The organism is Bradyrhizobium sp. UFLA05-112 (assembly GCF_053572325.1).
Genome location: NZ_JBANBK010000007.1, coordinates 134,417 through 157,714, shown reverse-complemented (window position 1 = coordinate 157,714; position 23,298 = coordinate 134,417). Strand labels below are relative to the sequence as shown.

At 59.4% G+C, this 23,298-nt stretch carries 20 protein-coding genes and 1 pseudogene; 2 read left to right on the top strand and 19 right to left on the bottom strand.

Annotated elements, in window-relative coordinates; translation table 11 throughout:
* Nucleotides 1-256, top strand: a pseudogene (locus SO180_RS06485) (IS481 family transposase); the annotation flags it as partial.
* Nucleotides 257-332: 76 nt separating this feature from the next.
* On the opposite strand, the gene SO180_RS06480 reads toward SO180_RS06485, so the two are convergent.
* The 18 genes from SO180_RS06480 to SO180_RS06395 form a co-directional block, all read right to left on the bottom strand.
* Complete coding sequence (locus SO180_RS06480) at nucleotides 333-656, bottom strand: hypothetical protein (protein WP_449377985.1); 324 nt, start codon at nucleotides 654-656, stop codon at nucleotides 333-335.
* 305 nt (nucleotides 657-961) lie between these two features.
* Nucleotides 962-1,390 carry a VOC family protein gene (locus SO180_RS06475; RefSeq protein ID WP_449377984.1) on the bottom strand — a complete coding sequence of 143 codons (429 nt, stop codon included), beginning with the start codon at nucleotides 1,388-1,390 and terminating at the stop codon, nucleotides 962-964.
* A gap of 101 nt (nucleotides 1,391-1,491) precedes the next feature.
* Nucleotides 1,492-2,469 carry an ACP S-malonyltransferase gene (locus tag SO180_RS06470; RefSeq protein WP_449377983.1) on the bottom strand — a complete coding sequence of 326 codons (978 nt, stop codon included), beginning with the start codon at nucleotides 2,467-2,469 and terminating at the stop codon, nucleotides 1,492-1,494.
* A gap of 10 nt (nucleotides 2,470-2,479) precedes the next feature.
* On the bottom strand, nucleotides 2,480-3,412 hold the full coding sequence (locus SO180_RS06465) for an AEC family transporter (RefSeq protein WP_449377990.1): 933 nt from the start codon (nucleotides 3,410-3,412) through the stop codon (nucleotides 2,480-2,482).
* A gap of 17 nt (nucleotides 3,413-3,429) precedes the next feature.
* A complete protein-coding gene (mdcB, locus tag SO180_RS06460) occupies nucleotides 3,430-4,311 on the bottom strand; it encodes a triphosphoribosyl-dephospho-CoA synthase MdcB (RefSeq protein ID WP_449377982.1) in 882 nt (293 codons plus the stop codon).
* The gene (gene mdcG, locus SO180_RS06455; RefSeq protein ID WP_449377989.1) at nucleotides 4,308-5,003 is read right to left on the bottom strand and encodes a malonate decarboxylase holo-[acyl-carrier-protein] synthase; all 696 of its coding nucleotides are present in this window, start codon (nucleotides 5,001-5,003) and stop codon (nucleotides 4,308-4,310) included. The genes mdcB and mdcG overlap by 4 nt, the downstream gene beginning before the upstream one ends.
* Nucleotides 4,960-5,682, bottom strand: coding sequence for a biotin-independent malonate decarboxylase subunit gamma (mdcE, locus tag SO180_RS06450; RefSeq protein ID WP_449377981.1), 723 nt, complete (start codon nucleotides 5,680-5,682; stop codon nucleotides 4,960-4,962). Before mdcE ends, mdcG begins: the two co-directional genes overlap by 44 nt.
* Nucleotides 5,669-6,607: a biotin-independent malonate decarboxylase subunit beta gene (locus SO180_RS06445; protein WP_449377980.1), complete on the bottom strand. Its 939-nt coding sequence runs from the start codon at nucleotides 6,605-6,607 to the stop codon at nucleotides 5,669-5,671. Before SO180_RS06445 ends, mdcE begins: the two co-directional genes overlap by 14 nt.
* Nucleotides 6,604-6,921 carry a malonate decarboxylase acyl carrier protein gene (mdcC, locus tag SO180_RS06440; protein ID WP_449377979.1) on the bottom strand — a complete coding sequence of 106 codons (318 nt, stop codon included), beginning with the start codon at nucleotides 6,919-6,921 and terminating at the stop codon, nucleotides 6,604-6,606. Before mdcC ends, SO180_RS06445 begins: the two co-directional genes overlap by 4 nt.
* Before the next feature lie 11 nt (nucleotides 6,922-6,932).
* The gene (gene mdcA / locus SO180_RS06435) at nucleotides 6,933-8,603 is read right to left on the bottom strand and encodes a malonate decarboxylase subunit alpha (protein WP_449377978.1); all 1,671 of its coding nucleotides are present in this window, start codon (nucleotides 8,601-8,603) and stop codon (nucleotides 6,933-6,935) included.
* Nucleotides 8,604-8,645: 42 nt separating this feature from the next.
* Nucleotides 8,646-9,419, bottom strand: coding sequence for an alpha/beta fold hydrolase (locus tag SO180_RS06430; RefSeq protein WP_449377977.1), 774 nt, complete (start codon nucleotides 9,417-9,419; stop codon nucleotides 8,646-8,648).
* Between the two features lie 683 nt (nucleotides 9,420-10,102).
* Nucleotides 10,103-11,290, bottom strand: coding sequence for an HlyD family secretion protein (locus tag SO180_RS06425; RefSeq protein ID WP_449377976.1), 1,188 nt, complete (start codon nucleotides 11,288-11,290; stop codon nucleotides 10,103-10,105).
* A gap of 11 nt (nucleotides 11,291-11,301) precedes the next feature.
* The gene (locus SO180_RS06420) at nucleotides 11,302-11,505 is read right to left on the bottom strand and encodes a DUF1656 domain-containing protein (RefSeq protein WP_449377975.1); all 204 of its coding nucleotides are present in this window, start codon (nucleotides 11,503-11,505) and stop codon (nucleotides 11,302-11,304) included.
* Complete coding sequence (locus SO180_RS06415; protein ID WP_449377974.1) at nucleotides 11,505-13,331, bottom strand: FUSC family protein; 1,827 nt, start codon at nucleotides 13,329-13,331, stop codon at nucleotides 11,505-11,507. The genes SO180_RS06420 and SO180_RS06415 overlap by 1 nt, the downstream gene beginning before the upstream one ends.
* A gap of 44 nt (nucleotides 13,332-13,375) precedes the next feature.
* Nucleotides 13,376-13,825 carry a winged helix-turn-helix domain-containing protein gene (locus SO180_RS06410; protein WP_449377973.1) on the bottom strand — a complete coding sequence of 150 codons (450 nt, stop codon included), beginning with the start codon at nucleotides 13,823-13,825 and terminating at the stop codon, nucleotides 13,376-13,378.
* Between the two features lie 325 nt (nucleotides 13,826-14,150).
* A complete protein-coding gene (locus tag SO180_RS06405) occupies nucleotides 14,151-14,768 on the bottom strand; it encodes a response regulator transcription factor (protein WP_449377972.1) in 618 nt (205 codons plus the stop codon).
* A 316-nt stretch (nucleotides 14,769-15,084) separates the two neighbouring features.
* Entirely contained in the window at nucleotides 15,085-16,020 is a 936-nt protein-coding gene (locus tag SO180_RS06400) for a helix-turn-helix transcriptional regulator (RefSeq protein ID WP_449377971.1), read from the bottom strand.
* Nucleotides 16,021-16,094: 74 nt separating this feature from the next.
* A complete protein-coding gene (locus SO180_RS06395) occupies nucleotides 16,095-16,478 on the bottom strand; it encodes a hypothetical protein (protein ID WP_449377970.1) in 384 nt (127 codons plus the stop codon).
* Between the two features lie 463 nt (nucleotides 16,479-16,941).
* Between SO180_RS06395 and SO180_RS06390 the strand changes: the two genes are divergently transcribed.
* Nucleotides 16,942-17,367: a response regulator transcription factor gene (locus SO180_RS06390; protein WP_449377969.1), complete on the top strand. Its 426-nt coding sequence runs from the start codon at nucleotides 16,942-16,944 to the stop codon at nucleotides 17,365-17,367.
* Here the strand turns inward: SO180_RS06390 and SO180_RS06385 are convergent.
* On the bottom strand, nucleotides 17,362-23,250 hold the full coding sequence (locus SO180_RS06385; RefSeq protein WP_449377988.1) for an AAA family ATPase: 5,889 nt from the start codon (nucleotides 23,248-23,250) through the stop codon (nucleotides 17,362-17,364). The two genes, SO180_RS06390 and SO180_RS06385, sit on opposite strands and share 6 nt — an antisense overlap.
* Nucleotides 23,251-23,298: the final 48 nt, after the last annotated feature.

The window sequence follows — 23,298 nt, the reverse complement described above, 5'->3', positions numbered from 1 at the left end:
TGGCCTGCCCGGACTGACCTATCCCTTCCACGATCGAGATGTCGTCATCACATCCTGCGGCCGCCTTTGTCTGCACCGCAAGAAAATCAATATCTCAGTCGCGCTGGCCGGCCAAAAGCTCGGAATCAGGGAAGTCGACGAGGGCATTTGGCTCGTCAGCTTCATGCACTATGATCTCGGATATTTCGACCTGGAGCAGAGAACCTTGCAACCCCTCGACAACCCGTTCGGCACGAGGCTGTCACCCATGTCTTAGGTACGGTCCGTTACCCATGTCTTCGGGCCGGACACGCCGGATTTGGTAGCGGGGGTCCGCTACATCGCTAAACCCACTATTTCGGAAGCCCTGTTCTCTTATCGGCGAGCAGCGTAGTTGGCCTAACGGCGCCTTGATAGTCGGCCAAAAGCCGCCCTTTGTGTGCTATCGAAGTACGATTCGAACGATTGCCGAAGTTCTGAAGTTGATGGTACTCGATCGACATCAGCGAAGTTGCCTTCTCCTGGGTGATCCGCCGCTCGGCTTCCGGAGACCTGTCGGCGAGCGGCGACACTAAGTTGACCGAATTCGGCGACGTGCCGGCAGGCGCCGGACACTGCGCACGCTGACTCGTTTCGAGGGGTACTGTCGCGGACGGCTTCTCGGGCGTGAGGCCCATATCAGCTCCTCCTACCGGCGGCCCAGTTAGGCAATTTGGGTATGCCCCGGTGCTACACCGTCAATTTTTGGCGGTTCGAGAAACGCCTATTCCAAAGGACGTCTGCGCTGTCCAAAAATCGTTGGCGGAGAAGGACGGCTTCGCAGCTCTCTTACCACATTTTTGCGTAATGGCCGATCAGAAGCAAGCAAGGTTGACGCGCAAGCCCGCCGGTTGAGGCCAACCGACATCGCAAACTCAACGCCAGCCCTATGACTCCGCCTTCTAGCGACCGGAACTTATCAATCACGCGACCGGTTGCGATGCTATGTGCGCCGCTTGGGGTTCCACGCCTTATGTACGAACTCGAGGCGGTTTCCATCGAAGTCGGCGACGTTAGCGGCATAGTAGCCGGGGGCGAAGTAGGCGCGATCTGTTGGTCTACCTTCGTCGGTGCCGCCGGCTTTGATTGCAGCTGCGTAGGCGGCGTCGACCAGTTCATTGGTATCGCAGACAATCCCGAGATACAGCCCAGTCTCGCCGGGCTTGCGTTGACGTAGCCAGATGCTTGACCCGACCGCCTTTCCGCTGCCGTACACGTCGTCACCGATGCCGTAGAGATCAGGGACGCCCTCGGGACCCGAAGCTGAGTCGTAGTTGCCAAATACGCTCCAGCCGAGTGGCTTCATGGCTTGAGAGTAGAACGCCAGTGACTTATCGATGTTGGTGACGGATATGTAGACGTGGTCGATCATTCGGGTCCTCTTCCATGCGTTGGCGTTGTTATGCGCAAAGTTGCGGAACGTGTGTATCTGGCACAACGACGGGCCCAGGCACCGAGATCTCACCTGCTTTGTCAAGTCTGACTCCCGGCGGTTCCGCTTACCCGAACCGAGCATGTCAGCGCGTGGCGCGCCAGCCATAAGCGCGCCCCCTGAAGTGTCTTGAAATCCTCCAGAGATCGTGTCGGCACGTCGCGATAGGCGGCCGCCACCATCGTGCTCAGTGCGCGGCCAGGCCCGAGTTCAAGAAAGGCCGTCGCACCGGCCTCCACGCAGCCCTGAAGGCAACTTGCCCAATGCACGGTCTGAGATATCTGAGCCGCCAGCTTGTCTAACCCAACATCGATGCGGACGACTGGAGAGCCATCAACGCCACTCAGGACGCGCGGGCCGACAGCGGGCGAGAACCGCACCGAAACCCGGCGCAAGCTCTCCCGAAACTCCACGGAGGCCCTCGCCAGCCACTTCGTGTGACTGGCAACCTCGACTGGCAAGCCGATCACCTTGGCCGCGTTCATGACCTTCGCTTCCCTGGCGATCGCTTTCAGCGTCGCGTGGCCGCCACCGAGAACGTAGGCGTCGCCCGGATTGACGATGGCGACTGCCGCCTCGAATCGCTCGCATAATCGATCGATGTCGTATCTGGAAAGTCCACGAATGAACAACAGGCCGTCGCCGGGCAGCGAGGCAGCGTCCATGGCCTCTGCGCGGCGTGCCACGAGTTCGAGTGTATCGGTCATGCTGAACAGACCGGCGACTCCCCAGGCCGCCACCTCGCCTACGCTATAGCCGGCAACAACGATGCGAGCCGGCATCGCCTCCTTCAGCGAAGCTGCGGCTGCCAGCGCCTGAATCGTACAAAGGATTTGACCGGCACGATTGCGATGGATGGCCTCATTAGTTTCAGTACGGACATAGTGGCGGAGATCGATACCGCCAAGAAACTTCGTCGCGCATGCGAACAGTTCGGAGGCTTCCGGCGCCTCGCCCGTCAAGGCGAACATGTCCGGGTTTTGCCATCCCTGTCCCGAGCAAAGGATCGCAAGCGTCATGCGCGGATGCCTAACTCGGGAATAGCACGGCAATAGTGATCGCCATCGTCACGATGCTGAACACGGTGCTCGCGGTGACCATGGACCCAACGGTCGAGGAGTCCAACCGATAATTTACGGCAAAGAGGATGCCGAAGAAGCCTGATGGCGCAGCGGCGAACAGGATCGTTGTCTTCGTCACCTCCGGAGGAACCGGCACGACGTAGACGAGGGCTGCGGCGAGGAGCGGCCGAAAGATGTCTGAAGCCGCGGTCGCGCGGACGACCTTCCAATCCAGCTGGAATGATTGTGCCGACAGGACCAGTCCGGTCAGGAACAGGGCTACGCCGCCGGCCGCATCCCCTATCAACGAGAGACAGGAATGGGCGAGCCCATCCAGTTGTAGATCGGCCAATGAAAGCACGATACCGAGTGCAGGTGCCAAGACCACTGGCTTGGTGACCGCGCGTCGAACCGCGGCGAGAATTTGGATCAATGGTCTCTCGCTCGCGCCATGGGCCTTGGCGTCGCTCAACTCGACGATGATCAGGGTGAGCGGACTGATGAGAATGGAGCCGCAAGCCAGTGCGACCGCAGCAGGCACCGTTCCGCTGGGCACCAGCACGCAAGACGCAATCGGCAGGCCGACGCCGGCGATGTTCGGAAAGCCGATCGTCAGCGCCTGCAGCGACGCATCCGACCTGGACGCGCTGGAAAACGAACGGGCGGCCAAATACGACGCGAAATAAACCAACAGCACCGTCAAGCCGAATACTAAAAAAAGCGGAGCCTGCTCGATCATTTCCTGGCGCGAAGCCGACCCGGTCGCAGCGAATAATGAGGCCGGCACGGCGAAATCCATGACGAGCGCGTTCAAGCCATCGACATGATGATTGTCGACGATACGGTATCTTCCGGCCGCATATCCGAGCAGCAAGACGAAGAAGACCGGAGCCAGTGCCATCAGGATTGGATTGAACATCATGGAACTGGCCTTTCGTGAGCTTCGACAAACAGCGTCATGGCGAGGAGATCGGCCGATCCGCCCGGGCTGAGACGCCGGGCGATGAAGCTCTCGTGCACGGATTGCGCGCGCCCTCGCCAATTCGGCTTGCCAATGCCGCCCTCATCGAGAAATCCCCTTGTCGCGCGCTGAGCAAAGCGCAGGCCATCGAGACCGCCTCGATGCAGCAGATTGGTGTCTTCGACGGAGGCAATAAGGGCGAAGCACGTCTCGACCCGCGCGCCTTCCTCGTCCTCTGGTACAGCGAGCACGCCCCTCCGCAGCGCTGGTAAGCCGATCTGATACACGCTGGGAAATCCCGTCGCAGCCTCGACGCGAGCGCCGCCCGCGGCGAAGAGGCGGCGAGCCGCGGTGCCATGGCTGTGCAGCAGCACTGGGCCGTCGAGTATGCTGCGGCCCCAAAGGTGCGAAACGATCGATCCCAATGACAGGTCGAAATCGGCCCGTCCGCTGGCTCTGGCACCAGCAGCGGCACACAGCAGGCCAAGACCGAAAATGGCACCACGATGCGTGTTGATTCCCGAGGTTGCCGCCAGCATGGCCGCTTCGGCATCTAGACCGATGGTCCTCAGCCGCCCCATTCCGCAGCCAAGGGCGGCTGCCTCGGCGAGAAGCTGGAGATAGGGCTTTATGGCTGCGGCACTTCTGCGAAACGTGTCGGCATCCATGTCGTCGTGACTGCCACGGTCGACATGGCTCACGAGACCCGGCTTCGGCCAGGTTTCCAATTCCTGGAGAAGACAACCAGCGGCACTGCCCGCAATCGAGGTCGCACTGTTGGTTGCTTGCGCCTCTCGCGCATGCGCGCTCGCCAGACCTCGAGCCAAAGCGGCGGTCATGGCATCGTCTTCCCGGCGACGAATAGGTCTCTGCTGAGCAACCCGAAGCCGTCGACACTCTTGACAAGAACCTCCCTGGCACCACTGCGAAGCTCGCGCCAATTCACCGCGACACCGTCTTCACGCATCAATTCGCCGTCGAGCCGCATCGGCGCCGTGGCTTCGATCTCGGCGAGACCTGCGGCAAGGCCGTCGAGGTCTGTATGGCAATGGACATCGAGGAGCACGTCGATGTCGGAGCGGTCTGAGAGATATTCCAGCCCGGTCACGATCTGCCACGCCAGGCTCCCGTACACCCTTGCCTCCGCCGAATAGCGGAGAGCCAGTTTCTCCAGACGGTCGAGCGTCGGCCACCACGCGCGCGGCGCCGATCTGCGCGCCGGGCCCAACAAAGGCGGTCGATGGATCGCCCTAATGTCGTGCGATTGCAGCAGGAGGGAGAGCCGTTTTTTGCCAGCCCAAGGCGGCAAAGGCAGCCCCAGTGGCACACCTGCAGGCTCATGCGGCAAAGTGCGCCGTCGGATCGTAGGCCACCCCTCCTCGGGCCAACGCGTAGCGAGCGGATCGACGGCTAGATCTTCGCGCATGGCGAACAACGCTCGCCAACCGGTGCGGGTGACAAAGACCAGGTCGTGGCGACCCGCCTGCTTACTGGGCCTGAAGGGCGAGTTCACGAACCTGCTCCGCAACATCGGCTGCTTTCGATCGGCCGCCACGCTCTTTACCCAGCGCATCTCGCCGGTCACCTGCGTCAGGCATCGTGTCGAGCAGTGATTCCAACTGATCGGCAAGAGAAACAGCGTCGTTCCAGATGACCTGAATGGCGCCCATCTGCGCCAGATTCGATAAACCGGGTGCAAAAACGGCCGTCGATTTCGCCTTCTCCTGTAGCGCCTCGATCGATAGCTTCGTGACCCTCGCCATGGAACGTAGATCCATCACCGCAGGATCAGCTCCCGGCATTCCCACCAGCACCCTGGTTGCCAGCCCGGTCGCAAGAAGCGCGCCGGCGGCCGAGTGACCGTAAAGGAGGCCGATGGTCGGCCGACCATGGATATCCGCGTAGATGAGCGACTTGGCGAGATGCGCGAGGTACTCGTTGAGCCCGAGCATTTCGTCCCGCTTGCTCATGCGCTGGCTGTCGCTGTCGACGAGCACGAGAATCGGGCCACTTCCTTTCGGAATGGAATCGAGCACAAATCGAGAAAGCCGGATCGCCTCATCAACGCCGACCGCGGTCCGGTTCACGGTGCCGATGACCAGCATCTTGACCCCGGAACGCGACGTCGCGGATCCGGAAATGACACCATAGTCGTTCGTAACGTCGTGGCCATTGGGAAACAGCGAGCTGAGGATGTCATCGAGCTTCACGGCTGGTCCTCCCGATTGTGTTGGCGAGGGAGATGAACTGATCGGAGGGCAAGTCGGGCACCCGTTCGGACTGCGCTATGCCTTCGGCGGCCCAGATATCGATCGCGTCCGCGCACTCGCCGAAACGTCGTAGCCGGTCCGCGAGACGCGCCTGCTCGGCCTTCAGCTTGTCGAGGCCAAACGCCCCGACCAACCCGAGCAGCTCCAGCGCGGCGTCGCGAAACCCCTGGGCAGTATCGTCGGTGAAGACGTCCGCAGCCCCTAGAAGCCGCCGATTCTTCCCGCCCATGGTGCGCCAGACCAGGGCGCGATCCCGGGAATCGAATTCTTCGACGCCTCGATTGGTCTCGATGACCTCCGGGCCGGACACCGCAATCCGGCCCGCCTCCGATACGGCCAGCGCTGAGCAGCAGCCGGAGATTAACGCACCACCGCCATAACATCCGGACCGGCCCCCGATCAGGCCGATGACCTTTACACCGGCCATGCGAGCTTCCATCACGGCACGCATGATCTCGGCGATAGCGAGCTCGCCGGCGTTGGCTTCCTGCAACCGCACGCCGCCGGTGTCGAACAGGATCAGCACCGGAGCGGACTTGATCTCCCGTGCGGCACGCAGCAGGCCCGTTAGTTTGGCGCCATGCAGCTCTCCGAAAGCTCCACCCATGAAGCGGCCTTCCTGGGCAGCGATGAACACCGGCGAACCGTCGAGCCGGCCACCTCCGACGACGATGCCGTCATCGAATTGCTCGGGAAGGTCGAATATCTTCAGGTGGGGACTGACCTCGCGTTTTTCTGGTCCGATGAACTCGACAAAGCTCCCTGCGTCGAGCAGCAATTCGACGCGCGTTCGTGCCGATGCTTCATTGAAGCTGGTCGTGCGAGCTCGCTCTGACGGAACTGTGTGCTTAAGCGGAGCTGTCATTGGTCCCCCTCCCCGATCAATCGAACTGCCTGCACCAGGCGTAGCGATACGGTGTCCGGCCGCGCGCCGCCGTCATTGATTGAGAACTTGAGCCCGCCCGGCGAGCAGCGTTCTACAAAATCGCCGATGACGGCCTTCCAGACCTCCGCGAACCCAACGGCTGCGGTCTTGATTTCCAACTGGCATTCAGTGCCCGGCAAGACGCGCTCGACCAGGACTTCGAGATTGCCCGAAGCCACGACGCCAACGATCGCTATTGGCTTTATACCGCCGGCTCGCTCACGAGCTGTGTGTTGAAAGCTGAGGTCTTCCATTGCGGCCCTCCTCACCAGTTCCTGAATTTCGATGGCGGCGCGTAGAGGCCACCGGACCAGCGCACGAGGTCCTTGATGGAGTGCGCAGCCAGCATGTTTCTGTCCGCATCGAGCGGGTTGATGCCAAGATCTTCCGGCCGGCGGATCACCCCGCGCTGACGCAGCCGCTCGACCATGTTTCGATCGCGCCTGCGACCGACCTCGGTGTAGCCGGCAACGCCGCGGATCGCCTGCTCGCGTTCCCCGGCACTACGACATAGCAGCAGGTTCGCGACCCCCTCCTCGGTGACGATGTGCGTGACGTCATCGCCGTAGATCATGATGGGCGCCAGTTCGAGGCTCAGTTTCTCTTCGAGCTCAAGAGCTTCGAGCTTCTCGACGAACAGCGGCACGTTCTTGTCGCCAAAGGTTTCGCCGATCTGCACGACCAGCTTACGGCCGCGGCGCAGCGAAGCGGGACTGTCGGGGTCAGCTTCCGCACCGGCTTTCAGCCAGGGCGTGCTCGGATGGCGCCGTCCGCGGGCATCGGAGCCCATGTTCGGCGCGCCGCCAAAACCGGCGATACGGGAGGTGGTGATAGTTGACGAGTTTCCCTGCAGATCGATCTGCAGCGTCGAGCCGATGAACATGTCGCAGGCGTAGAGGCCCGCCGTCTGGCAGAACGCGCGGTTGGAACGCAGCGCGCCGTCGGGCCCCGTGAAGAAGATGTCCGATCGGGCACGAATGTAATCATCCATGCCGACCTCGGAGCCGAACGAATGAATCTGCTGGACCCAGCCGGACTCGATCGCCGGGATCAGTGCAGGATGAGGATTCAAGGCGAAGTGGCTCGCGATCTTGCCTTTCAAGCCGAGCTTCTCACCAAAGGTCGGCAGCAGCAGTTCGATCGTCGCCGTGCTGAAGCCGATCCCATGATTGAGGCGGCGCACACCGTAGGGCGCGTAGATGCCCTTGATCGCGAGCATTGCGGTCAGGATCTGCCCCTCGGTGATTGCCGCCGGATCACGTGTGAACAGTGGCTCAACGAAGAATGGCTTGTCGGCCTTGACGATGAAGTGGACACGATCGGCTGGTATGTCGACCCGCGGCAACTGATCGACGATCTCGTTGACCTGGGCGATCACGATACCGTCTTTGAATACTGTCGCCTCAACAACGGTCGGCGTGTCTTCGGTGTTGGGACCGGTGTAGAGATTTCCTTCGCGATCGGAGCTTACGGCAGCGATCAGCGCGACATTCGGAGTAAGGTCGATGAAGTAACGAGCGAACAGTTCGAGATATGTGTGAATAGCTCCCAGCTCGATCTTGCCGCTGAAAAGCATATGCGCGATGCGCGCCGACTGTGGACCGGAATATGCGTAGTCAAGTTTTCTCGCCACGCCGCGGTCGAACAAGTCCAGATGTTCCGGGAGTACGACGCCGGATTGCACCATGTGCAGATTGTTCACCTTTGCAGGATCGACAGCCAGAAGCGCGCTACCGAGGAGGTCCGCCTGCTTCTGATTGTCGCCTTCCATGCAAATCCGGTCGCCGGGCCGAATGACGGCTTCCATCAACCGCGTGACGTCGCGCGCTTCCACGATCCTCCCGCGCGCCAGCCCGGAGGCAGCCGCAAGACGGGCATCGCGCGCTTCCCGCCGATGCTGCCACTTCGTTACTGTCCGGCGGTCGATCGCAAGCATGTCTACTCTCCGTTGTGGCTTTTCGCGAGGCTTATTGATTTTTCAGGCGTGTCCGGCAGCCTCGAGGATCAGCTTTGTGATCATGCCGGGCTGCGAAATCAGTGAAAGGTGGCTCGCCTTCACTTCAATGGTCTTCGCGCCCATACGCTTGGCCATGAAGCGTTCGAGGTCTGGATTGATCGTTCGGTCTTCCGTCGAAACGGCATAGAAACTCGGCTTCGATCGCCAGGCCGCGTGCGTCGTCTTGCCCGTGAGCAGATTTTTGTGAAACGGCTCTTGGACCGCATAGAGGACCTTCGCCTTTGCTTCCGGCAGGTCGCCCGCGAAATCGCGCAGGAAAGCTTCTTCGGACAGTCGTCCTTGATCGCCGTCGAATACGATGCCGGCGCTGGCTGGCGGTGTCGAATAAGTCTTCGCCAGGGCCGTATAATCCTCGCCCGCGTCCGGCGCGCGCGCCGCAACATAGACCAGTGCTGAGACGTTCGGATGCACGCCGGCTTCAGTGACGATCATGCCCGAAAAGGAGTGACCGACGAGGACCGTCGGGCCGTCCTGCCGTGCGAGCACGCGCTCGGCCGAAGCGACTGCTTCAGGCAGCGTCGTCAGCGGGTTCTGCACAGAGGTTGCGTTCAGACCCGCGGACTGCAGCCGCGCGATCACCTCGGTCCAGCAGGAACCATCGGCGAACAGGCCGTGCACCAGCACGACGTTGCTGGCCTTCGGCGGGGTGGCGTTTGCGGCTATGCCGCGGGTGGAGATCAGCGAAGCCGCTGCACCGGCCAAGAGGGCGGTTGAAAAGGTGCGTCTGTTGATCATGGCATCTCTCCTTTGACGTGCGTCGATTTGGCTCCGTTGAGTGCCGTTCTGGTTTTGCTTCTCTGTCACGGTTGCGACTCGATTTTCCTCGTCCGCCGGCGGAAGTCGCATGTCCGTCCTTTTCTCTCGCCCGCGTAGGTCCCTAGATAGATCGCCTGCGCCGGCGATGCGAGTAGAGCATCGCCAATGACGCCGAATTGCCGCCAACGAGCAGGCGGCAGACGCCACCGGAAAACAACGACGAGGCAGTCTTTCGAGACGCCAAGCAGCTCAACCGCAGCGCACCTCTGATCCTGTCACAAGATGAGCGAGGATAGCTCGCAGAGCTGAACCTAGCCACTTGCAAGCGCGCCGAAGCGTCGTCGGCCTATCCTTCCGCGCTGATAAATCTCACCGCCGGTGCGGCGCTATTGCCGGAGGACGCGTGAGAGAGCCGGCATGGAAGCGCTCGGTTGTGTTGTGAGGGATGCGGAGCAAGCTAAGGACATGGTCGGACGGTCTCGTAATCAAATCCGAGTTAGCGCCTCCGACGTAACCAACGTCGTCCCGACAGCGAGAACGGATCAGGGACCAATCTTCGGTTTTGCCTTCATCACGCCGCATCAATCTCTCCTAAGTACCGAATGTGCAGACTTATCTGCTCGGACCATCAAGCCCCTTCCAGGTTTGTATTTGATCGAGGCTCATGATGGGTTGGGAATGCAGCCGGGCCGCGCCGACTCTCCACCGAACAATCCAAAAAGGCTTGCCTCAAGTTCGGCGCGCACCCTCTGAGACAGCGTTCTGATCTCGCCATCCTTGCCATTCCGGATCGTGACAGTCGCGGTCAAGCCGGACACCAGCGGCACGCCAGGGGGTACCTTGTCGATCGCAATGCGGACTGGAACTCGCTGTGCCAAGCGCACCCAGGTGTAAACCGGATCGACGTTGGGCAAGCCCTGCGTAGCAGCCGCCGCATTGGATACGCTGACACCGCGTGTCACCGTCGCAATGTGACCTATGATCGGTGATGAATAGCCGATCAGCTGCGCCTCGGCTCCGTCACCCACGCATAGTCGGGCCAGCCTTGTTTCCTCGAAATAGCCGTCGATCCAAAAGCTATCCGTGTCGATGATCGAAAGGTTGCTGCTCCCCTGCGGCGCGTAGTCTCCCACTCGGAGCAAGAGATTCGTTACGAATCCATTCACTGGACTGCGCACCTCGGTGCGCTGCAGATTGATCTTCGCTTGCGCCACCTGCTCTCGCGCCGCGTCAACGCTGGCGTCGGCCTGAAGAGCATTTCCCTCATAGGTTTGCTTTTCTTCGGTGCTTGCCGAAAGATCGGACAGGCGCCGCCGTCGCTCGGCCTGTAATTTCTTTACGTCCCGATCTGCGATCTTTTGCGCCAGGGATGCCTCGTTGGCGCTCAGCGCGACTTTGAAATCGAAAGGCTCGATGACATACAAAACGTCACCTTTGTGAACGAATTGGTTGTCGACGACACGCAGCTCCACGATCTGACCAGAAATCTGTGGTGCCACATTCGCAACTTGCACTCGCACGCTCCCGTCGCGCGTCCAGGGCGCGGCGTTATACATGTCCCAAGTCACGACGGCGACCAGCACGGCGATCACAGCAATGCCGATTGTGGCCAACTTGCGCACCAGAAATCGGAGACTTCGGGTGGCGTCACTTCGGTGCGTTAACATGGACTTGGTCGGAGACGATCCGGCCTGCTTCAACTCCAGAGTTCCCTCCGATACCCTTCGCGCAAGGTGGTCGAACTCGATTGTTTTTAGATTCGGCGCCTGAGCTATAGCCGGCGAAGAGCGCGTGACGCTTGCCTGCATCTCTTCCTGCTGGACAGCTTCATCGCGAGCAATTGCGTCCATAGCGTCCTCCATTAGAACAACAGCATCAACAAGCCTAGAATCGTCACGTACAGACTCAGCTCTGCAATTGGAACGTTACTGAACGCTCTCGCAAAGCCCACGAGATGCAGAATCGGTCGAAGGACAATTATAACGACCAGAGCTGCAACCAGGTACGTTACAAACGGCGCCACCAGGACGCCTCCGAGGACTAACTCTCTAAAGGTGTGTGCCATCAGCTCGCCTCCCGAGACCAATCCTGTCCGCTGCCCTGGACAAAGGTGTCGCTTGTTGAGACAAGACACGCCGCAGCTTCAGCTTCAAACGAATCCTTGTGGGAGGCTCTCTCGCGTAGGACACGGGCAACGGCGCGAAGCGTGGATGTGTCTCGCGTGACGATCGCCGCGCGTGCCTGGCGAGCCAGTGGAGCGAGAGGCCCATCAGCGAGTTGCATCAGTTTTGCATTGCAAAGCCGGACCATGGTCGATTGGTCGAAGCAGGAGAGCATTTCTGCGAGAGCGCGATCGTCTTGCGCTCCTCCGGCGGAAAGAAATTGTCCGATGCGTGACGCGTCGCGGAACGTTGCCTCTTCCGGAGTTTCGCTAGTCTTGTGACCTGACTCCTGCAGCTCGCCGCACGCCTCCGCAAGCAGCCGCATCCCAGTTTTTTCATCAGAGACAGGCGGAATGAGCATTTGTGCCGCCAGCAAGACCGCTGCGGCTGCGATCACGAAGAGAGACGTGAAAAGGAATACCTGCGGATTGTAGGCCTGGGGATTGCTTGGCGCCAGGATCGTTGGGATGGCGATGAGGTTGATGCGACCAATTCCTGACCACACAGGATTCTGCGAGCTGGCGAGAAGTGCTGCCCCAATCGCAAAAGGTGCCAAGGCGATCGCCAGTACGGGAAAGGTGTCAGCGCCATCGAGCACGATGAACTCGAGTATGCCGGCCAATACAACCGCGATCGGCGCGCCAACAAGCGCGATGGCGGTGAAGGCGCGCGGGTTGGGCGTTGTGACTCCTAGTGCAGCAACCGCCGCCACGAGATACAATGAAGCGCTTGCCGCAGACCAGCCGGCCCAGACGAAAAACGTCGAGGCCATTGCAAACCAGAGAACAGCGCGCATGGCAACTTCAGCCGCAATTCGATAGGAGCGGTATAAGGGGACGCGCCGCAATCGCGACGGCCACTTGACGGACCTCAGGGCTAACAGATCCTGACGAACGTTGTCGTCCCGCCGCAGTAACTCTCGCATTCTCCATGCGGATACCTCAGTCTCGACATCGGCAGAACCGGCATTCAAGGCTCGGGCCGCCTGCAATTCAGCGACGAGGCTGACAGCAGCGCTCCGGGCGGCGGCGCTCCTGACAGCGCCGCTGCTCGACTCGAGAGCGACGCTTGCCATGTCGGGACGAAGTCTCACGATTTCCCGTATCAGGGCCAGGAAGGCCGTCGAATTGCCTCTTTCGCCATTGAGGGCGGCGCTTGCGTACTCACGCACACGGCGATGAATCGCTGCCAACTGCCTGGCAAGTCGTGGATGACGATCAGGAGCAGATGTCAACACGTTTACGACCGCTATTGACATGATGCCGACCACGATCGCGGCGCCGCGCTCCACGCTCGCGTCAAACACGTTCAGCGGTTTGTCGATTTGCTGTATCGCGATATTTGCAACGGTGTAGCCAGACAACACGGCCGCATACGCGCGATAGCCGTCCAAAAGCTTTGCCGCAAAGACACTAAGACCAAGCCACAAAGAAGACGCTGCCAGAAGCAGCTCTCTCGCCTGCGAGAACAGCCCGGTGATTGCGATCGAAGCTGTGACTCCTACAATGGTGGCGGTCAATCGGAAGGCCGCCTTGTCCAGTGCCTGACCGCGGGTCGGTTCAGCCAAAATGGCAACAGTTACCGCTGCCGTAAACGGCGCTTCGAGCTGAAGCCAAAAGCTTGCAAACAACGCCAGGATGATGGCCAGCCAAACGCGGACAGCGAAGGTACAGGAACTGGCTGGAATCTTCACTATAGTGAACGGCTCGTCGGCTATAGTCGCCTCCATGACAACCCCTCATCGAAATTTTGCAGATGCTCCGCCACTCGCAATCAGTACCCGTGTCGCGATAGCTCGACGGAGGCGACGAAGCGGTAGCCCCGCCCTTTGATGTTGATGATGAAGCGATTCCCGTCCTGGCCGTCACGCAGTGCGCGACGCAGCGCAGAAACATGGTGTGTGAGATTGGAGGGGGCGATAAAAAGGTTAGGCCAAACGCGAGCAGTCAAGTCTTGCTTGCTGACCAGCTCGAATCGGCGCTCAATCAAGACTATAAGGATTTCTAGAGCACGGCTTCCGAGGGGCACGGGCTTCTCGCCTTCCAGCAGAAGAAACTGCGTGGGAAGCAGGCGAAAGGGTCCGAACGAAATCTTGGTTGGAGAGAAATCGGGCGATTCGGTTCGCTTATTGAAGAATGCCTCGTCCGTATCGGGACTTTGAATCGCGTGTTTTATGTCAAGTCCCGACTCAGGATGCGCCAAGCGTTCGATAGTTTCGCTCATTATCACCTCGCGAGTTTGGATGGGTGGCTCTCCGACCAGAAATCTTGCGAGGCATAATTTGGCGGCTTGCGGCGCCGCAGTCGATCACCAGCAGGATGCTGTGAGGTGCGCTTGCGGTCGCAGCGTCATAAGCAAATCGTTTAGGAACAACGGGGGTGCGAGGCCCTCTAATCTGCCGCATCCGCTGGCCGGATCAAGTAGGCAGGGAAGGATGATCAGCGGTGTAGGAAGCACGGCAGATGGCAATTTGCGCGAATGACGAGTGCGCTCAGGAAGAGTGCGCCTGAAGAGAAAACCGTTCGCCGGCTCAAAAATCCTGTCGCTGCTACGGTTTCAATTTGAGGATGTCCGACATCCGGCAGAGCTCGGGAAACGAACGCGCCTCCATCTTTCGCATCAGGTGGGTGCGATGCACCTTCACTGTAGCCTCCGCGATGCCGATATCGACGGCAATCTGTTTGTTCAGGCGACCTGCCACGACGAGGAGCATGACCTCGCGCTCGCGGGAGCTGAGCATATCGAAACGCGCCCTGAGCATGGCCAATTCTCGTTCATTCTCCTGACGGGTGCGATCGCGAGCGAGGCCGGCCTCGACGGCGTCAAGAAGATCCTGAGGACGGAACGGCTTTGTAAGGAACTCGATTGCACCCCCCTTCATCGCTTGCACGGTCATCGGCACGTCGGCATGGGCTGTAATGAAGATGATCGGCACTTGCCTGTTCGCAGCGGCAAGGTCGCGCTGAAGCTCAAGACCGCTTCGCCCTGGCATGCGCACGTCGAGGACCAGGCACGCAGGCCCTCCCGGTAGATCGGCCCTGAGAAAATCGGGGACAGACGAGAATTGACGGCTGTGTAAGCCGACCGTCTCCAACAGCCGCACGACCGAATCCCGAAACTCAGGATCGTCATCGATGACCAAGACGCTGGGATCTGCGTTACCCATTCTAGGTATCCCGCATTCAAGGAGAGCGCTGGCGGCGCGCGACGACAGATTTGGTCGATCCATTAGCATAACAAATCTCTCACGCATCAAGTGTTGAATGTACAGTGAAGCCGGGTGACGGAACGGTGCAACGTAGCATGGTCTAGCCCAGGGACGTTCATCTCACATCGCTCACCCTTTGACCGGCACGACGCAATTGAGAGATGAGGTGTCGCAGACTGCGCTTCCGAGGGTTCAAGGACCTCCAGCCGACATTATGTAGGCCGCCGTTCGGGTCTTGAACGAAACGGCCAACCGTGGAACGGTCGAGCCAAAACTATTCGCGGTTCGTGCGGCGCCACGTCCCTGGTGTAACACCAACAAAGCGCGAAAACGTCCTGTTAAAGTGGCTCTGGTCTGCAAAACCACAGTCCAAGGCGACGGAGCTCAGCGACGCAGAGGACGTTTTTAAGAGCTGCTTTGCTTTCTCCATCCGCCGGTATTGCAGCCACTGATGAGGTGCCATCCCAGTCGACTGGCGAAATGCTCGGGTGAAGTGCCTATTAGAAAGTTCACAGGCGCGAGCGAGGGCGTGGAGTGTGATGCCACCGTCAATGTTGGCATCGAGGAGCTCCTTTGCTCGCCGCACTTGCCATGGTGCGAGGCCGCCTCCCCACTGCTGTGGCAAGGCCGCGACGTCCCCGTATCTACTGACAACGTGAATCGATAGTGCTAGTGCAACGTGGTCAACGAATAGTTCGGGAATTTCCTCCGGTCTTGCCGCGAGGGCCGTGCGCATAGACAACAGCAAATCGCGGGTGACTGGATCCCGAAGAGTGGTACCAACTGTATGGCGCAGTTCTTGGATATGCCTCGGTATATCCCCGTCATCACCCATTGCTACAAGAGCTTTGTGTGGCAAGTAGAGGTCCACGGCGTGGAACGGGTCGCGTAGGTCGGTGGCTAAACTTGTCCTTAAGTCGAAGATCGCGACTTCGTCGGCATCAAACCCCTTTGGCTGGATTAACTTACCATCTGCGTAGAGGTCGAAATCGGGGCACGCCTTCATTTGGAGCGCGATTAAGAATGCATCATCGCGTACCGCCCGGGTAATTCCGGTGTTGCGACGTCTGCAATTGAGTTCGAGGAACGCCATGCCTGTTCCCCGAGCCGCGCGCGTGGTCAGTACCGGTGCATCCGGCAGACCTACCGCTACGGCGACGGGATTCTTCGCTAACTCGGCAAGATGGGGCATTGCCAAAATGATCCCCACTCGATCATCCCAAAACGGTAGCACAAGTCGCGCGTGTAGCAAGAATGGGTCGCTATCGGCGCCTATTAGATTAGTTAGGGCGTGTACTCATAACTATGATTATCAGCTCTAGGATCGGCTGCGTCATCCGCTGCGGTAACCTTCTGCATGAGCGCTCGAAGTCCAACGACGATTTCGCATGCTCGCTTACCGTTGTTGACGATGCTATTGAGCGCCTCGCGGACTTCTTCCTGATCTAGCGGTTGAGCGCGCAGCCAGTTTAACCCGGCCTGTGCATTATTGACGGCCGCCGCGATCGCGTCGGCAATCTCATGGGCCTGCGCATTACAGGTGCGCGCCAATTCCGCGGCGGCGTCGCCGGCGTCGAGGCCGTACTGGGCGTCGCGTCCCTCCGCCCGAAGGGTGGGATCAATCTGCTGACTGACGAGCCATCGGCCCAAATCCCGTTGCTTGGACATAGCGCCCTCCGTTAGGGGACGAATTTGGCGCTGTCTGCCCAGGAGCGCTCCAACATCGATCGCAATGAGCCAACTTTCAGTTCCAGCTAATCGTGGGTATATGCTCATGCCGTGGGCAGATGCTCACACTAGAAGCTATACTTGTCAAGGCGGCTAATTTCCCAGCCGGGCGCGTTTGGGTAAGCTTTTTGTGATCTTGCATGGAGGAACCAAACCTGCTGGCACTGAACTTGTGTGTGCGTCCTCGGTCATATGGTCGCGCGGTGGGCATCGTCAGACTGACACCCCAGTCGGCCATTGGCCGTAACCGTCATACTAAAATATCGTCACCCATCGAGATGAAAACTATGTGCTGCCTGAGCGGCGGCCCAGGGCCTAAGCACATCGCTTAGGGGCACCGGTATTGCATTGCTGGGAAATCTCGCTGAGATTGCGATGCAGGCGAGGTACTGCTGCCGCTGGCATGGTGGTGCGAGGGAAGGCGCATGGAAGCGCGATGTTGAACCGTGCACTAATATCTATCGTCGATGATAACGAGCCCTTCCGCGAGTCAATGCAAAGACTCATAATGTCGCTGGGCTACACCGTCGAAACGTTTTCATCAGCCGGCGATTTTCTCGCATCGCATCTTCTGCGTGAAACCGCCTGCTTGGTCACCGACGTTCAAATGCCTGGCATGACCGGAGTTGAGTTGCACAGAAATTTGGTCGACGCTGGATACGCGATTCCGACAATCCTCCTTACGGCATTCCCCGATGAAGTCATCCGGGATCGGGCCCTAAGGAATGGGGTTGTTTGCTTCCTCAGCAAGCCAGTGGACGCGGTCCATCTCGATCGATGCCTGCGCTCGGCTCTGCAGTCCGGTACGCCGGTTGAAGACAATTCATGAGTCCTCCTGGACCGCAGGCAGGGTGAACTGAAATACGGCCCCCCGAGGCTCATTGGCACTTGCCCATAACCGGCCCCCATGATGATTGATTATGGTCTGACAGATCGACAGACCCATCCCGACCCCGCTGGTCTTGGTGGTGTAGAAGGCTTCGAAGACCCGCTCGAGATTTCCCGGATCAATGCCAGGTCCTGAATCGTGCACTGCGACGAAGATGCCGCTTTGGCTTTGCTCGGTTCTGATCGACAACTCTCGCGCCCTGTCCTCAACTGAGCTCATCGCGTCAACCGCATTCAGGATCAAGTTGACGAGGACTTGCTGCAATTGAACGCGATCGCCTCGAATAGCAACCAGCTCATCCATCAGGTGGGTGGTGACGACGATTCTGTTCTTGGCGATTGTGCTTCGCACGATCCCAATCACCTCGTCGATCGCTTCATTAAGGTCAAACTGCTCATTTCGCGGAGGTGCTTTCTTGATTTGATCACGCATACGTCCGACGATATCCTTAGCTCGGTCGGCGTCTTTGATAACACATTCGAGCGCTACCCTGGCCTTATCAAGTTTTGGTGGATTCATTTCCAAAAAGCGCATCCCTGCCCAAGCGTTGTTGCGGGCGGTCGCGATCGGATGCAGAATTTCGTGGGACAGCGAGGCAGCCAGTTCTCCCATCATGCTCACGCGGTTCATGTGGGCGAGATCTGACTCCAGCTGACGCAGCTTCTCACGCTCGTGTAGTGCGCGCTTCCGTTCCGTCACATCGACGGTTGTGGTGATGACCTCCAGCAGCGTGCCGAGGGGGGAAAACATATGATAACTGGTTGCTTCGACCCATTTGACTGTTCCGTCAGGTAGCAAGAGTTTGAACTCGCCTATGAAATTGTTTTTCTGGCGCACTGCCTCTTGGACTGCTTCCAACACTCTGTCTCGATCGTCTGGGTGAACGCGTTGCCACATACTTTCGCGGCTTGGAAGACCCTGCAGCGGATCAAACCCCCAGATCCTATAGCTCTCGTCCGACCAATACAGAAAACGCATCGTTGTCGCGTTGTAGATCCAATTGCCGGTGTGGCTTAGCCTTTGTGCTTGGCTAAGGGCTTCCTCGGCGCGCTTGCGCTCAGTCAGGTCGAGAACGAACGCGACGGCCTCATTACTTCCCTCCCTGAACAATGCCCCGCCAAGAAGCACAGGAACGCGGCTGCCGTCTTTCCGAAAATACTCTTTCTCAAACGGCTTAACGGTCCCGGTCGAGTTCAGTTCTGCGAGCGTGCGTATGTCGCGCTCGTGCCATTCCGGCGGAGTCAGCTCAGACCGGCGCAGGCGTCCCGAAACCAAGTCCTCTCGGGTATATCCCAGCATACCGAGAAACGCGTCGTTGGCTTCGATGACCCGGCCTTCGAGATCGGCAACGAAGATCCCGATGATATTGGCGTCGACCAAGCGTCGAATCTTCCTTTCGCGATCTTCCAGGTCACGATAGAGCTGCGAGTTTTCGAGGGAGATCGCCGCTTGCGACGCCAGTACCTTCAACACAGCAACTCGGTCTGAGGTGAAAACGCGTGGTGCCAGATTGTTTTCAAGGTAGAGAACGCCGATAAGTTTTCCCTGATTGATCAATGGCAAACAGAGAATGGAGCAGATACGACGCTGAGCGATGTATGGATCGGCGGAAAATGGGTTCTGAGACGATGCATTGTCGAGAATCACGGTATCTCGGGTGCGTATTGCGTAGCGAATGAGTGACTCCGGCAGAGCGACTGCAATGGATGCGGATCCTTCCCGCACGTGCACCGCTACATCCTCTCCGCGCGCTGTTGCCTCCGCGTCTATCTGCAGTTCTCCACCTTGCAGGCAAATCAAGAGGCCTCGCTCGGCGCCGGCGTGCTCGAGTGCTGTGCGCAGGAGGGTCTTGAGCAACTTCTCAAGAACGATTTCGCCTGACACTGCTTGCGACACCCTAATTACCGTCGCGAGGTCGAGATGTTCGACAGGCGCCCCGATCGTGACTATCTGGCTAGGAACTAACTCACCCTTTCCTAGGTGCGGATGCGTTTCATCAAGCTGTTGGACCTTCCCATTAGCCCCCCAACTTAGGTAGCAGCGCCGAGCGTTTCGCTGATATGCTTCCGCAATGGTCTGAAAGCCCCGCGCCGCGCAAAACCGAGCGGCGTGTTCATGGGCCAAGCCCTCGTTCTGGATGAAACCGTGTTCGCGCGACAGCCTAATGGCCTCTTCATAGAGCCGCATGGCGTCGAGCTCCCGACCCTCAAGGCGCGCAATCTCGGCACCTACCAATGCCGCGCGGTTCGCGAAAGTTGTGGGGCAGTTCTCTGCCCAGACCGTGAGCTGCCGGTGATGAACGGCCAGCGCTTCCAAGTGGTGGCAGCGTTCTTCGGGCAAGCCCAAATCGCAATGCGCCGCCCGAGCGAGCGCACCGTAGAAATGGTATTCGGCCAGCTCAAATTGGGTCGGAATCGTCCAAAGCAGCAGCGCTACTTTCGATACAGCCGCGATAGCAGATGGCACGTCGAAGACGTAGATGCTCGCTTGCAACCTGCGAATCCAATAATAGCACGCCCCAATGGCCAGTTGGGGATTGTTCTCCAGGTGTCGCTCGAAATGACTCTCTTCGAATTCCGCGTCACTGAAGGATTTGAAGTCCAGCGTCAATCCGCGGAGCATCCGGATGAGCCTGAGCTGCCCGGTGATGCAATCGCTAACGAGACCGAACCGTACTTTCCGCGCGAATTCGAGACCGTTGTTGGCCACTCGCTCGAGTTCACCGAGCGAGTCTCCAGCAGCAATACGGTTTGTAATCACGTCGATTCGGCTGTAGGCCGCATAGGAAAGATCACCAGCGACCAGCGCCGCATCAAAGGCCCGGCCTAGGAAGGCATGAGAGATATGCAAGGGCTGAGTCCAATGAGCGACATGGACTGCATATACCAGGTAGACGCGACCCCTGTAGCGGTCAAGTCCACGCTTCTCCACCAGGTTCAGGCCAATCCTGGCAAAGCGGGATCCTCGCTGGTATTCTCCGAAGTGCGTGCCCAGGACGCTCCCCAACCACACATAGGCGAGGCATGATCCGTCGATGTTGCCGTACTCCAGGCTGAGGGTTGCCATCCCACTGACGATCAGCCGGAACAAATTCAAATCAGTGAACAAGGCTGGTGAGGTGAGCACGGTCAACACGTCCATAGTGGCGCACCGATCCGGATCCCTCATCGGCGGTAGGTCAACCAGTGCTTCAATCGATCCGGCACCCAGGCGCTGCCACAATCGGTCATAGTCCCGGCGAACGTCCTCCGCCGTCGGATGGGCCGACCACTTGCCGTCGATGCGACAGAGATACTTTAAGCCGACCTGGACAGCGTTGTCGCTCTGGTCCAGGGTCGTATAAAGATTGATGCGCACGCAGGTTACGGCAGCAGAATCGATTGTGTTCTGTGCGCGAATTGACAGCATGGCAAGCCGTTCTTCCGCTGACGGCAACTCCCCGGTCAGATATTCGCACTCGGCGCAATTGAGCTCGAGGTCGAAGGTGAATCGGTAAGAATATTCCCATCCGCGTTCGGACAGTAAGGCGCGACCGGCGCTGAAATACCGCAGTGCCGCGTCATATGCAGTTGCCGCTTTGGCTCGCTTTCCTGCGATAAGGTTGAGTCGGGCGACCTCCTCTCGCTCACTGTGCTCAGTGATCAGCGTCGCACCGCGATCGAACTGATTCACAAGCTCGAAAATGTTTTCCTCTATCTCTTCCATCGGCGTGCCAACCGCAAGCACGCGGCCAATCCGAAGATGCGCCGTTGCACGCTCGTGTTCGGGGATGAGCCCATACGCCGCCTCTCGGATACGGTCGTGGAAAAATGTATAGGCGCCGTCCGAGCGCAGAACTAGGCCGGACCGGACAGCGTCCCAGAGCGTGGCGTGGATGTCCGTTTCGTTTGCTTGCTGAAGCAGAGCCAGAGTCGCCGTCGTCGCAGTGTTTCCGAGGCAAGCCAATCGTTTCAAAACACTTTGAGACGCCTGGTTCAGGCGGCTTAACTTAGCAGCCATGAAATCCGCCACGTTATCGGTGAATCCCTTGGCGCGGATGCGCGGCAAGTCCCAGCTCCAAGCCGTGATATCGGGATCGAATGCCAACAGCGCCTCCTCGGCCAAGGTCATGAGGAACTGGATCGTGAAGAATGGATTGCCGGCGGTCTTCTCGATCACCAGATCGGCCAATGGTCGCACACGTCCCGCCTCTGTCTGCAAGGCATCTGCCAGCAGCCTCGCCACGTCATCGACCCGCAGCGGCACTAGCACGGTCTCCTGCACCCGCCCTCCTGCATCGCGGATTCGCGCCAGCGTCCGCGCGAGCGGGTGCGCGGGACCGACCTCATTGTCCCGGTAGGCTCCGATCAGCAGCAAGTGGCGTACGTCCGGGTGCGCAAGCAGATGCTCGATCAAATCGAGCGTTGCGGAATCCAGCCATTGCAGATCGTCGAGGAACAGCGCCAGCGGATGCTCCGGCTTCGCAAACACGCTGAGGAAGCGTCGGAATACCAACTGAAATCGAGCCTGCTGGTCCTGTGGCGGAAGGTCGGGAACTGGCGCTTGCTCACCTATGATGAGAGCCAGCTGTGGAACGAGATTCACAATGAGCTGGCCGTTCGGACCAAGGGCCTCCTGCAAAGCACCGCGCCATTGCCTCAACTCCGCGTCGCTGTTGCCGAGGATCTGTTGCACAAGTCTCTGAAAGGCCTGGGCTACCGTCGCATAAGGGGCGTTTCGCTTGTACTCGTCGAACTTGCCAGCTGAAAAGAAACCGCGCGTCGAAGCCAGCTCCTTGTGCAATTCGCCGACTACCGAAGATTTGCCGATGCCCGAGTAACCCGAAACCAGCACCAACTCCGCCGTACCGCTTTTGACGACACGATCGAAGGCTGCGCGCAAGATCTCAATCTCGCGCTCTCTCCCGTACAGCTTTTCGGGGATGAGTAACGAATCCGGTGTGTCATATTGGCCAAGCACGAAACCATCGATACCGTATCGCGCCTCCCAGTCAGCGAGGCAGCGTCGCAGATCGTGCTCGAGACCGCGCGCTGTCTGATAACGCTCCTCAGCCGGTTTGGCGAGTAGCTTCATTATGATTGCGGAGATCGGAACGGGGATTTTTGCCAAGCGCTCACTGGGCGGCAGCGGCTTTCTGGCGACATGGCAGTGCACCCACTCCATGGGATCAGCCGCGGTGAACGGCAGGGAGCCCGTAAGCATCTGGTAAAGTGTGACGCCAAGCGCGTAGAGGTCACTGCGGGAATCGATTGACCGGTTCATTCGCCCCGTCTGTTCAGGTGCCATGTAGGCCAACGTACCGGCGATCGTCTCCGGAGGATGAGGCGACTGGCGCTCACGTGCCAGGCGTGAAGCGATGCCGAACCCGCAAAGCCGAACCTCGCCGGTCGCCTCGTTGAGGAGAATGTTGGTCGGCTTGATGTCCTTGTGGACGAGCCCACATTGGTGGAGTTTGCCAAGAGCCGCGGCAACAACAATGGCAAGACGCAAGAAGGGTCCGACCTCCATAGGCAGGCCGAGCAGCCGATCGAGGGGCTTGCCGCCCGCATCCTCGAGCACCAGCATGGTCCGACCGGCGTCGCGTACGAGCTCCAGCGGCCGCACTGCCCACGCCGTGTCGAGTTCGTCCTTTAGCTCGTATTCGTGCGTGAGGCGATCGAGGCTCGAGCCAGACGGGTGGCTGGCGGCAGGAAGAACGACCAGCACGGACCGTCGTTTGCCATTGTCGTCGAGTCGCCAGTCACGGCGGAAGACACGTTCGCCGTCCTCCCAGAGGATCTGAGAGCTGCCATCCGAGTACGCGCTGTTCATCGAATGCGCCATCACCTGACGGACTCCAGGGATCGGGCTTCCGGATCGAGCTGACCTGCG